We start from the raw sequence: 12464 nt of genomic DNA, 5'->3' as shown, positions 1-12464 counted from the left end.
ATTGTTCGAGTCCGGACAAATGCGGCACTATCCGTTGTCTATTCGCCTGTTGATATTCAGAACGGTTATTGCCGCACTTTGCGAGGGGTTTCATGGGACATACGATCTTCAAACCACTGCTTCTGACCACCGCGCTGCTGGCCTGCGCCCCGTTGGCCCAGGCCGCCAGCACGCTGGTGTATTGCTCCGAAGCCAGCCCGGCCGGTTTCGATCCGAGCCAGTACACCAGTGGTACCGATTTCGATGCATCAGCCGAAACGGTCTTCAACCGCCTGACTCAGTTCAAGCGCGGTGGCACAGAAGTGGAGCCAGGGCTGGCGACTCGCTGGGAAGTTTCTGACGATGGACTGAGCTACACCTTTCATCTGCGTGAAGGGGTCAAGTTCCACACCACCGATTACTTCAAGCCCAGCCGCCCCTTCGATGCCGACGACGTGCTGTTTACCTTCAATCGCCTGCTCGATCCCGGGCAGCCATTTCGCAAGGCCTACCCTTCCGAATCGCCCTACTTCACCGACATGGGCATGAACACCACGATAAAGAATGTCGAGAAAGTCGATGCCCACACGGTCAGGTTCAACCTGAACAATATCGATGCCGCGTTCGTGCAGAACCTGGCGATGAGCTTCGCGTCGATCCAGTCCGCCGAATATGCCGCGCAGTTGCTCAAGGAAGGCAAGGCAGACCAACTGAACCAGAAGCCTGTCGGCACCGGTCCTTTCGTCTTCAAGCGCTATCAGAAGGATTCGCAGATCCGCTATACGGGCAACAAGGAATACTGGAAGCCCGAAGACGTGAAGATCGACAACCTGATCTTCTCGATCAACAGCGATGCGGCCGTACGCCTGCAAAAGCTCAAGGCCGGCGAATGCCAGGTCAGCGGCTACCCTCGCCCGCAGGACATCGAGGAGTTCCAGAAGGATCCGAACATCAAGGTCATGAGCCAGCCGGGTTTCAACCTGGGCTTCCTGGCCTATAACGTTACCCATCCACCGCTGGACCAGCTCAAGGTTCGTCAGGCGCTGGACATGGCCATCGACAAGCCGGCCATCATCAAGGCGGTCTACCAGAGCGCCGGGCAACTGGCCCAGAACGCATTGCCGCCCGCCCAGTGGGGCTATGACCCGAACATCAAGGATGCACCGTACGACCCGGCCAAGGCCCGGCAGTTGCTCAAGGAAGCCGGCATCGCACCGGGCACGCAAATCAACCTGTGGGCCATGACGGTGCAGCGCGCTTCCAACCCCAATGCGCGAATGTCGGCACAGATGATCCAGTCCGACTGGGACAAGATCGGCATCAAGGCCAACATCGTCACCTATGAATGGGGCGAGTACATGAAGCGCAGCCGGGCAGGCGAACACGATGTGATGATCTACGGCTGGACCGGCGACAACGGTGATCCGGACAACTGGCTGGGCGTGCTGTACAGCTGCGCGGCGGTCAAGGGCAGCAACTTCGCCAAGTGGTGCGATCCGGCCTACGACAAGCTGGTGCAACAGGCCAAGCTGACCACCAACCGCGACGAGCGCATCAAGCTCTATCAACAGGCGCAGCAGGTGCTCAAGACTCAGGTGCCCATCACGCCGATCGCCAATTCCAAGGTGTTCCAGCCGATGCGCAAGGAAGTCCAGGACTTCAGGATCAGCCCGTTCGGCCTGACCCCGTTCTATGGCGTCAGCCTCGGCAAGTAAATCCCTTCAGGTAACAACTCCCACGCCAACCGGGTGCATTCAACACGCCCGGTTGCGCATTTATGGTGCGAAAAATCGTCGATTCTCTTCGCGCAAACGATCAACTGCGGAGAAATTACACCTACGCGACATTCTTGTACGCTCGTTCCACTTTTTAGCGCCTCTTTGTCGGCAGCACCTTGCTTCGGGTACGACCCCTGCATAAGTATCGGATGGATCGGCTCACGAGGTCGTTCCCTCCCAATGACAATAACTGAGGCCTCCATGCTCAAACACGCAGTCATTCCGTTCATCGTCGGCGCAAGCCTGCTCGCCAGCGCACCCTTTGCCCAGGCGGCATCCAACCTTGTGTTCTGCTCAGAAGGCAGCCCGGCGGGCTTCGACCCGGCGCAATACACCACTGGCACGGATTTCGACGCTTCGGCCGAAACCATGTTCAACCGGTTGGCCCAGTTCGAGCGTGGGGGTACCGCTGTCGAGCCCGGTCTGGCGACCAGTTGGGATGTTTCCGACGACGTGTTGACCTACACCTTCCATCTGCGCAAGGGCGTCAAGTTCCACACTACGCCGTACTTCAAGCCAAGCCGCGAATTCAATGCCGATGACGTGGTGTTCACCTTCACCCGCATGATCGACAAGGACCAGCCGTTCCGCAAAGCGGCTCCGACCGAATTCCCGTACTTCACCGACATGGGAATGGACGCCAACATCGCCAAGGTTGAAAAAGTCGACGACTACACCGTGAAGTTCGTCCTCAACACGGTCGATGCCGCGTTCATCCAGAACCTCGCCATGTCCTTTGCTTCGATCCAGTCTGCCGAATACGCCAACCAGTTGCTCAAGGAAGGCAAGGCGGCGGACATCAACCAGAAGCCGGTCGGCACTGGCCCGTTCGTGTTCAAGAGCTACCAGAAGGATTCCAATATCCGTTTCACCGGCAACAAGGATTACTGGAAGCCTGAAGACGTCAAGGTCGACAACCTGATCTTCGCCATCACCACCGACCCGTCGGTGCGCATGCAGAAGCTCAAGAAGAATGAATGCCAGATCACCGCTTACCCGCGCCCTGCCGACCTTGAACCGCTCAAGGCCGACAAGAACCTGAACATGCCGCACCAGGCAGGCTTCAACCTGGGTTACATCGCCTACAACGTGATGGACAAGATCAAAGGCAGCGATGTCCCCAACCCGATGGCGCAATTGAAAGTCCGTCAGGCTCTGGACATGGCCGTCAACAAGCAGCAGATCATCGACTCGGTTTACCAGGGCGCCGGCCAGTTGGCCGTCAATGCCATGCCGCCGACCCAGTGGTCTTATGACGACACCATCAAGGATACGAAGTACGACCCGGAGAAGGCCAAGGCCCTGCTCAAGGAAGCCGGCATCAAGGAAGGTACCGAAATCACGCTGTGGGCAATGCCGGTGCAACGGCCTTACAACCCCAACGCCAAGTTGATGGCCGAGATGCTGCAGTCCGACTGGAAGAAGATCGGTATCAACGCCAAGATCGTCAGCTATGAATGGGGCGAGTACATCAAGCGTTCCAAATCCGGCGAAAACGGCGCCATGCTGATTGGCTGGAGCGGTGACAACGGTGACCCGGACAACTGGCTGGGTACCCTGTTCGGTTGCGATGCCATCAATGGCAACAACTTCTCCAAGTGGTGCGACAAGCCTTACGACGCAGTCATCAAGCAGGCCAAGGCCACTCCTGACCAGGCCAAGCGCACCGAGTTGTACAAACAGGCGCAACACCTTCTCAAGGATGCCGTCCCCATGACGCCTATCGCGCACTCGACCGTCTATCAGCCGATGCGCAATACCGTCGTGGACTTCAAGATCAGCCCGTTTGGCTTGAACTCCTTTTATGGTGTCGGCGTGAAGTAATGGCAATTAGCCTGCGCTATTTTCATAGCGCAGGTTGTTGAATATCTGAGTGGCAAAACAGGATCGCCAAGTTGCGTAATTGCCGCCAAAAGCAATTACCTACTTGGTTAAAGTTTTTTTCCTACGACAACTAGAGCCTGCGAACCTATTTACCACACGCTCGCGCCGACATACCGTCGTGGCAGTTTCACTTACTTCAGATATTGTTTTCAGACGTGCCATTACCTATGAGTGCGGTAACTCGTCCATTGGAGGACAGGAATCCTTATGCGTAAAACAATTGCGATAACCTCATTAGTTGGACTTGGGTTACTCAATACGGCGACCGCAACACAGGCTGCCAGCAGTCTGGTGTTCTGTTCCGAAGCCAGTCCGGCCGGCTTCGATACCGCGCAATACACCGCTGCCACGGACAACGATGCCGCAGAGCCGATCTACAACCGCCTGACCGAATTCAAGCCGGGCGAAACCACTGCCGTTCCCGCCCTGGCGACCAGTTGGGATATCTCGCCCGATGGCCTGGTCTACACCTTCCACCTGCGCGAAGGCGTCAAGTTTCATAGCAACAAGGAATTCAAGCCCAGCCGCGACTTCAATGCCGACGATGTGCTGTTCACCTTCAACCGCATGCTCAAGACCGACCACCCGTTTCGTGTGGCCTACCCGACCGAGTTTCCCTATTTCAACGGCATGGGCCTGAACAAGAAGATCAAGTCGGTCGAAAAGTCCGGACCAATGACCGTCGTGTTCACGCTCAATACCGTCGACGCCGCGTTTATCCAGAACATCGCGATGAGCTTCGCTGCGATCCTGTCCGCCGAATACGCCGAACAACTCATGGCCAAGGGCGATCCACGGGATATCAACCAGCAGCCCATCGGCACCGGCCCGTTCGTGTTCCAGCGCTACCAGAAGGATTCGCAGATTCGCTACAAGGCCAACAAGGAATACTGGGACCCGAGTCGCGTCAAGATCGATCAACTGATTTTCGCCATCAACACCGACGCTTCGGTGCGCATGCAGAAGCTGCGCAAGAACGAGTGCCAGGTCACCCTCAACCCGCGCCCCGCCGATCTTGAAGCCCTGAAAGCCGACAAGCAGTTGCAGGTTGTGGAACGTCCTGGCTTCAACCTGGGTTACATCTCCTACAACGTGCGGCATGAGCCGCTGGGCAATCTGCAGGTGCGCCAGGCGCTGGACATGGCGGTCAACAAGCAGGCGATCATCAACGCCGTTTATCAGGGCTCCGGACAACTGGCCGTCAACTCCATGCCGCCGACCCAATGGTCCTATGACGACAGCATCAAGGACGCGCCTTTCAATCCGGAAAAAGCGAAGGAGCTGCTACGCGCCGCTGGCGTCAAGGAAGGCACCGAACTGACCCTGTGGGCCATGCCGGTTCAGCGGCCCTATAACCCCAATGCCAAGCTGATGGCTGAAATGCTGCAGTCGGACTGGGCCAAGGTCGGGATCAAGGTCAAAATCGTCAGCTACGAGTGGGGCGAATACCTCAAGCGCACCAAGAACGGCGAACACGATATCTCGCTGATTGGCTGGACCGGCGACAACGGTGACCCGGACAACTGGCTTGGCACGCTTTACAGCTGCGCAGCGATTGGCGGCAACAACTACTCGATGTGGTGCGACGAGAAATACGACGCGCTGATCAAGTCCGCCATTGCCACCACCGACCGAACCCAGCGCATCGACCTGTACAAACAGGCGCAGCGTTATCTCAAGGAGCAGGTGCCCATCACGCCTGTTGCGCACTCCACGGTCAGCCAGCCATTGCGCGCTGAAGTCCAGGGCTTCCAGGTCAGCCCGTTCGGCCGCAACAGTTTCTCGGGCGTCAGCCTCAAGGATTGATCCGCAAAGCATCCGGTTACATCGCTAGCTGCCAGCAGCCAGTGATGCGGCCGGGTGCCGGGCAAATAAAAACAAAGTCAGGCCAAAAACCTGACATCACCAAAAGCCAGACAGAAAAACCTGGTGTTTATAAAAGCAATACAAAGGAGCAGTACATTTGAAAACGACCAGCACGGCATTGCTTGCCTTATCTCTGACCTCCTTCGGCGCGATAGCCCAGGCAGAGGAAAGCAGCCATACATTCATCCCTACCCAACTGAGCACCAGCAATGCCCAGGACGATGCCAAAGGCTTCCTTGAAGACCAGCACCTGACGGGCACGACCCGTAACTGGTACTCCAATGAGCTACAACGTGGAAGCAGACGCTTCAGCTATCAGAAGAACGGTGTGCCAACCTCAACCCCGCGCCGTATCAACTGGATGCAAGGCACCATCGTCAACTACAGCTCGGGGTTCACTCAGGGCACTGTCGGTTTCAGTACCGAAGTGGCGCTGTACAACGCCATCGCTCTGGATAGGGATCGCAAGCACATCGCCGGCGGCGGCAACCGTACACAGGCCGAAAACGACGGCGATGCGGTCGGCCAATGGAGCAAGCTCGGGCTGGGCAACGTCAAGGCGCGCATCTCCAACACAACCCTGACCGCTGGTCGCCAGTCGATCAATACGCCGGTCGTCGCCTTCCTCGGCAACCGTGCCTTGCCTTCCAGCTTCCAGGGTTTTGCCCTGCAGAGCGACGAACTGAACAACCTGTCTATCCAGGCCGCGACCTTTGACCGGATTTCACCCCGTAGCGAACAGAGCCTGACGAAGTTCCGCTCCACCTATGCCAACATCAATGCCACCTCAGACCGCATGAGCATGGTGGGTGCCGACTACAAGCCTTTCAACAACGTGACCGCCAGCCTGTACGCCTCGGATCTGGAAGACTTCTGGAAGCAGTACTACTTCGGCTTCACCCACGAGATTGGCGACAGCAAGGCGGTGGCGTTAAGTAGCAACCTGAACTACTACAAGACCAAGGATTCGGGCCAGAGCAAGCTCGGCGCTATCGATAACGACACCTACAGCCTGTCGTTCACCGCGACTCACGAAGCGCACAGTTTCGGTATCGCGTACCAGGAAGTCATGGGCAACGAATACTTCGACTATGCCAAGGAAACCAACGCCATCTTCCTGGCCAACTCCCTGCTCTCGGACTTCAACGGCCCTAACGAAAAATCCGTGCAGCTCAGCTATGTCATCAACATGGCCGACTACGGCGTGCCAGGCCTGAAATTCAATGCCTATCAGGCACGCGGCTGGGGTATCGACGGTACTCATTACCGGGGCACCGGCTACTCTGATGTCACAGAGCTGCGTGGCGAAAGCCACTACGAGTACGGCATCGGCACCACCTACGCCGTGCAGTCAGGACCGCTCAAGGCCACAACCGTACGCGCCACTTACACCACCCATCGCTCCACCGGGGCGCAGACCGATGGTGACATCAACGAATTCCGTCTTGTGACCACAATCCCATTCAAGATTCTGTAAACGGTCATCCCGCCCCGACTTGCGTGTCGTCATTACGCAAGCCGGGGCTGTTGCCTTCGCACGGATAAAAGGAGTTTTTATTGAAACAGCTCACACTACGCGCCTCGATTGCCATCGGGGTGTTCAGCGTCGCCGCGGGTGTCTGCGCCAAACCGCTGGTGGTCTGTACCGAAGCCAGCCCGGAAGGCTTCGACATCGTGCAATACACCACGGCGGTCACCGCAGACGCCTCGGCGGAAACCATTCTTGAACGACTCGTGGCGTTCAAGCCCGGTACCACCGATACCATTCCAGGCCTGGCCGAAAGCTGGGAGATCAGCCCGGACGGCCTGACTTACACCTTCAAGCTGAGACACGGGGTCAAGTTCCAGACCACCGACTATTTCAAGCCCACCCGCGAAATGAACGCCGACGATGTGCTGTGGAGCTTCCAGCGACAGATGGATGCAAGGCATCCGTGGCATGCACGTTCGCTGGTCGGCTATCCGTATTTCGAGAGCATGGGTTTCAAGGACCTGCTCAAGAACATCGAAAAGCTCGACGACTACACCGTAAAGTTCACCCTGTCGCGAGCGGAGTCACCTTTCCTGCGCAACCTGGCGATGCCGTTCACCTCGATCTACTCGGCCGAATACGCCGATCAGTTGCTCAAGAGTGACAAGACCGCCGAACTCAACAGCAAGCCGATTGGCACCGGCCCGTTCATCCTGACACGCTATGCCAAGGATGCTCAGGTCCGCTATAAAGCCAACCCGGACTACTGGAAGCTGAAAGTCCCCAGTGAAGCGTTGATCTTTGCGATCACTCTGGACAACAACACGCGCCTGCAAAAACTCAAGGCAAATGAATGTCAGGTTGCGCTTTATCCAAAACCTGACGATATTGCCAACATCAAGGCTGACCCGAATCTCAGAATCGACGAGATGGAAGCCATGATGACCAGCTATGTCGCCATCAATACCTCGCACAAATACCTGAGCGATGTGCGGGTGCGGCAGGCGATCAACCTGGCGTTCGACAAGCAGTCCTATATCCGGGCGCTGTTTGGCGAAGGCAAGGCCACCGAGGGCGTCGGTCCCTACCCCCCGACCATGATCGGCTACGACAACGATAGCCAGAGCCCGCCGTACGATCCGGCCAAGGCCCGTACCTTACTCAAAGAGGCCGGTGTTCCAGAGGGACAGGTGTTTACCCTGTTCGCTCGCAATGGTGGCGCCGTGACCAACCCCAACCCGTTGGTCGGTGCCCAGATGCTGCAGGCGGATCTGGCCAAGGTGGGAATCAAGCTGGACATGCGCGTCATGGAATGGGGCGAAATGCTGAAACGCGCCAAGAACGGCGAACATGACATGGTTTTTGCGGGCTGGGCAGGCGACAACGGCGATCCGGATAACTTCCTGACCCCGAACCTCGGCTGCGAAGCCGCGAAAAATGGCGAAAACTATGCTCGCTGGTGCAACAAGGTCTTTGAAGACGCGATCACCCAGGCCAGGGAAAAAACCGAACCCGCCGAACGTGCCGCGCTCTATAAGCAGGCCCAGCAAGTATTCAACCAGGAGCAACCATGGATAAGCCTGGCCTATCCAAAACTGTTCGTTGCAATGCGCAAGAATGTCGAAGGCTTTCATATCAGCCCGCTGACCAATAACAACTTCACCACTGCACAGGTGAAGTAGAGAAAAACAGCCGCCGGCGCCCACAAGGCAAAGGCGGCATGCCTGACCGGCTGATGAGGTACACCACGAGATGTTTAGTTTTATTGCCCGCCGGGTGGGGTTATTGATCCCTACCTTCTTCGGCATCACCCTGCTGACGTTTGCCCTGATTCGCCTGATCCCCGGTGACCCGGTCGAAGTCATGATGGGCGAGCGCCGGGTCGACCCGGAAATGCACGCCCAGGCCATGGAGCGCCTTGGTCTGAACAAGCCGCTTTACGCGCAATACATCGATTACGTCAGCAAGCTCGCCCAGGGCGATCTCGGCGAGTCGCTGCGCACCCGCGAAAGCGTCTGGACCGAGTTCACCTCGCTGTTTCCCGCCACGCTTGAACTGTCGATCGCAGCGCTGATCTTCGCCGGTATCCTCGGGCTTCTGGCCGGGGTGATTGCCGCACTCAAGCGCGGCTCGCTGTTCGATCATGGCGTGATGGGAATTTCCCTGGCCGGCTACTCGATGCCGATCTTCTGGTGGGGCCTGATCCTCATCATGTTCTTCTCGGTATCGCTGGGTTGGACCCCGGTATCCGGACGCATCGACCTGCTCTACGACATCCAGCCGGTGACCGGCTTCATGCTGATCGACACCCTGCTCAGCGATGAGGAAGGCGCCTTCCTCGATGCCCTGCATCACCTGATTCTGCCGGCCATCGTGCTGGGTACCATTCCGCTGGCGGTGATCGCCCGGATGACCCGCTCCTCGATGCTTGAAGTCTTGCGTGAAGACTACGTGCGCACCGCACGGGCCAAAGGCCTGTCGCCCGCTCGCGTGGTGTTCATCCACGGCCTGCGCAATGCGCTGATTCCGGTACTGACCGTGTTCGGCCTGCAGATCGGCACATTGCTGGCCGGTGCCGTCCTGACCGAAACGATCTTCTCCTGGCCGGGCATCGGCAAGTGGCTGATCGAAGCCATCGGCGCACGGGATTATCCGGTGGTGCAGAACGGCATCCTGTTGATCGCCTGTCTGGTGATCCTGGTCAACTTCGTGGTGGACATCCTCTACGGCTTTGCCAACCCACGCATCCGTCACCAGCGCTGAGATCCTGACCAATGAGCACAACTACTCCTGAGGTAGCAGTCGATCAAAGCCTGCTTTACCCATCGCCCTACAAAGAATTCTGGCAAGCGTTCTCCAGGAACAAAGGCGCCGTTGCCGGCCTGATGTTCATGACCCTGATCGTGTTCTGCGCACTGTTCGCCCCCTGGGTCGCGCCCCATGATCCAAGCGAGCAATATCGCGACTTCCTGCTGACGCCTCCGGTCTGGCTTGAAGGCGGTCAATGGCAATTCCTGCTCGGCACCGACGAACTGGGCCGCGACCTGCTGTCCCGGTTGATCCAGGGCTCGCGGCTGTCGCTGCTGATCGGCCTGTCGTCCGTGGTGATGTCGCTGATCCCCGGCATTCTGCTGGGCCTGCTGGCCGGGTTCTTCCCGCGCTTCCTCGGCCCTTCGGTCATGCGCCTGATGGACATCATGCTCGCCCTGCCCTCGCTGCTGCTGGCAGTGGCGATTGTCGCGATCCTCGGCCCTGGCCTGATCAACACCGTGATCGCCATCGCCATCGTCTCGCTGCCGTCCTACGTGCGCCTGACCCGTGCTGCGGTAATGGGCGAACTGAACCGCGACTACGTGACCGCTGCCCGTCTGGCCGGCGCGACCCTGCCGCGCCTGATGTTCATCACCGTACTGCCCAACTGCATGGCACCACTGATCGTACAGGCGACCCTGAGCTTCTCCTCGGCCATCCTCGATGCCGCAGCACTGGGCTTCCTGGGACTTGGCGTACAACCGCCGACGCCTGAGTGGGGCACCATGCTCGCTTCGGCCCGCGACTACATCGAACGCGCCTGGTGGGTCGTGAGCCTGCCCGGTCTGACCATTTTGCTCAGCGTGCTGGCAATCAACCTGATGGGCGACGGCCTGCGCGATGCGCTGGACCCGAAACTCAAGAATGCCGCCTGAGGAGATTCGTATGTCACTTCTGCAAATCCAGAATCTCAACGTCCGCTTCGGCGACGCCAAAGCCGTCCCCGTCGTGGACGGCCTGTCGCTGAATGTCGAGAAAGGCGAAGTCCTGGCCATCGTTGGCGAGTCGGGGTCCGGCAAGTCCGTGACCATGATGGCGCTGATGGGGCTGATCGACGCTCCGGGCATCATCACCGCCGACGCGCTGAATTTCGACGGCAATGACCTGCTCAAACTCAACGCCCGCCAGCGCCGACGCATCATCGGCAAGGACCTGGCGATGGTCTTCCAGGATCCTATGACCGCCCTCAATCCCAGCTACACCGTGGGCTTTCAGATTGAAGAAGTACTGCGCCAGCACTTGAAACTGTCCGGCAAGGCCGCACGCCAGCGGGCGCTGGAACTGCTCGAAAAAGTGGAAATCCCCGGCGCGGCGTCACGCCTCAATGCCTATCCGCATCAGTTGTCCGGTGGCATGAGCCAGCGGGTGGCGATTGCCATGGCGATTGCCGGCGAACCCAAGTTGCTGATTGCCGACGAGCCGACCACCGCACTGGATGTGACCATCCAGGCGCAGATCATGGAGCTGCTGCTGAGCCTGCAAAAGGATCAGGACATGGCCCTGGTGCTGATTACCCACGATCTGGCCGTGGTCGCCGAAACCGCACAGCGCGTCTGTGTGATGTATGCCGGTCAGGCAGTAGAGGTTGGCCAGGTGCCCGGCCTGTTCGAGGTTCCGGCCCACCCTTACAGCGAAGCATTGCTGGCGGCAATCCCGGAACACAGCATGGGCGCAGAGCGTCTGGCGACCTTGCCCGGCATGGTCCCAGGCCGTTATGACCGGCCACTGGGCTGCCTGCTGTCGCCACGCTGCCCGTATGCGCAGGCAAACTGCCGCATCCAGCGCCCGGCCCTGGACCCTAAGGCCCACAGCCAGGCCCGCTGCTTCTATCCCTTGAATCAGGAGGTGGCGTGATGAGCGTCGTACTTACCGCCCGCGACCTTACCCGTCACTACGAAGTCTCGCGCGGCCTGTTCAAGGGCCATGCTCTGGTTCGCGCCCTCAATGGCGTGTCCTTCGAGCTGGAAGCAGGCAAGACCCTGGCTGTGGTCGGTGAATCAGGCTGTGGCAAATCCACCCTGGCCCGCGCTCTGACCCTGATCGAAGAGCCCTCTTCCGGCTCGCTGAAAATCGCCGGCCAGGAAGTTGCCGGAGCCAGCAAGGCCGAGCGCAAGCAGTTGCGCAAGGACGTGCAGATGGTGTTCCAGAGCCCGTATGCCTCGCTCAACCCACGGCAGAAAATCGGTGACCAGTTGGGCGAGCCGCTGCTGATCAACACCGACCTCAGCCGTGCCGAGCGCCGGGAAAAGGTTCAGGCGATGATGAGCCAGGTAGGCCTGCGTCCGGAACACTACCATCGCTATCCGCACATGTTCTCCGGTGGTCAGCGGCAGCGTATCGCCCTGGCCCGCGCCATGATGCTACAACCCAAGGTGCTGGTGGCCGATGAACCGACCTCGGCACTGGATGTGTCGATTCAGGCTCAGGTGCTGAACCTGTTCATGGACCTGCAGCAGGAGTTCAACACGGCCTACGTGTTCATCTCCCACAACCTGTCGGTGGTTCGCCATGTGGCCGATACGGTATTGGTGATGTATCTGGGACGGCCTGCGGAAATGGGCCCGAAAGAGGAAATCTACAACCGCCCTCTGCATCCCTACACCCAGGCGTTGCTGTCGGCGACCCCGACCATTCACCCGGACCCGCTGAAGCCGAAGTGAGCTGGTCTAATGACC

At 58.7% G+C, this 12464-nt stretch carries 8 protein-coding genes and 1 pseudogene; all 9 read left to right on the top strand.

Annotated elements, in window-relative coordinates; genetic code table 11:
• Positions 1–92 precede the first annotated feature (92 nt).
• A complete protein-coding gene (locus ALQ04_RS09265) occupies positions 93–1694 on the top strand; it encodes an ABC transporter substrate-binding protein (protein ID WP_122315460.1) in 1602 nt (533 codons plus the stop codon).
• A 264-nt stretch (positions 1695–1958) separates the two neighbouring features.
• The gene (locus ALQ04_RS09260; RefSeq protein ID WP_122315459.1) at positions 1959–3581 is read left to right on the top strand and encodes an ABC transporter substrate-binding protein; all 1623 of its coding nucleotides are present in this window, start codon (positions 1959–1961) and stop codon (positions 3579–3581) included.
• Positions 3582–3848: 267 nt separating this feature from the next.
• A complete protein-coding gene (locus ALQ04_RS09255; protein WP_122315458.1) occupies positions 3849–5447 on the top strand; it encodes an ABC transporter substrate-binding protein in 1599 nt (532 codons plus the stop codon).
• Positions 5448–5604: 157 nt separating this feature from the next.
• Complete coding sequence (locus ALQ04_RS09250; protein ID WP_122315457.1) at positions 5605–6984, top strand: OprD family porin; 1380 nt, start codon at positions 5605–5607, stop codon at positions 6982–6984.
• Positions 6985–7064: 80 nt separating this feature from the next.
• Positions 7065–8660, top strand: coding sequence for an ABC transporter substrate-binding protein (locus ALQ04_RS09245; RefSeq protein WP_122315456.1), 1596 nt, complete (start codon positions 7065–7067; stop codon positions 8658–8660).
• A 70-nt stretch (positions 8661–8730) separates the two neighbouring features.
• Entirely contained in the window at positions 8731–9741 is a 1011-nt protein-coding gene (locus ALQ04_RS09240; RefSeq protein WP_122315455.1) for an ABC transporter permease subunit, read from the top strand.
• A gap of 11 nt (positions 9742–9752) precedes the next feature.
• A complete protein-coding gene (locus ALQ04_RS09235) occupies positions 9753–10664 on the top strand; it encodes an ABC transporter permease subunit (protein ID WP_122315454.1) in 912 nt (303 codons plus the stop codon).
• A 10-nt stretch (positions 10665–10674) separates the two neighbouring features.
• Positions 10675–11643: an ABC transporter ATP-binding protein gene (locus ALQ04_RS09230; protein WP_122315453.1), complete on the top strand. Its 969-nt coding sequence runs from the start codon at positions 10675–10677 to the stop codon at positions 11641–11643.
• A pseudogene (locus ALQ04_RS09225) lies at positions 11643–12446 on the top strand (dipeptide ABC transporter ATP-binding protein); the annotation flags it as partial. The gene ALQ04_RS09230 and the pseudogene ALQ04_RS09225, both read left to right, overlap by 1 nt.
• Positions 12447–12464: the final 18 nt, after the last annotated feature.

This window comes from Pseudomonas cichorii, assembly GCF_003700275.1.
Taxonomy (GTDB): domain Bacteria; phylum Pseudomonadota; class Gammaproteobacteria; order Pseudomonadales; family Pseudomonadaceae; genus Aquipseudomonas; species Aquipseudomonas cichorii_B.
Note: the sequence above shows the minus strand (reverse complement) of the source record. Positions and strands in the feature narration are given on the sequence as shown.

What these genes read in the sequence shown, in the direction of transcription:
- ALQ04_RS09265 (WP_122315460.1), top strand. Translation starts at nt 93, where the DNA reads ATGGGACATACGATCTTCAAACCACTGCTTCTGACCACCGCGCTGCTG.
- ALQ04_RS09260 (WP_122315459.1), top strand. Translation starts at nt 1,959, where the DNA reads ATGCTCAAACACGCAGTCATTCCGTTCATCGTCGGCGCAAGCCTGCTC.
- ALQ04_RS09255 (WP_122315458.1), top strand. Translation starts at nt 3,849, where the DNA reads ATGCGTAAAACAATTGCGATAACCTCATTAGTTGGACTTGGGTTACTC.
- ALQ04_RS09240 (WP_122315455.1), top strand. Translation starts at nt 8,731, where the DNA reads ATGTTTAGTTTTATTGCCCGCCGGGTGGGGTTATTGATCCCTACCTTC.
- ALQ04_RS09235 (WP_122315454.1), top strand. Translation starts at nt 9,753, where the DNA reads ATGAGCACAACTACTCCTGAGGTAGCAGTCGATCAAAGCCTGCTTTAC.
- ALQ04_RS09230 (WP_122315453.1), top strand. Translation starts at nt 10,675, where the DNA reads ATGTCACTTCTGCAAATCCAGAATCTCAACGTCCGCTTCGGCGACGCC.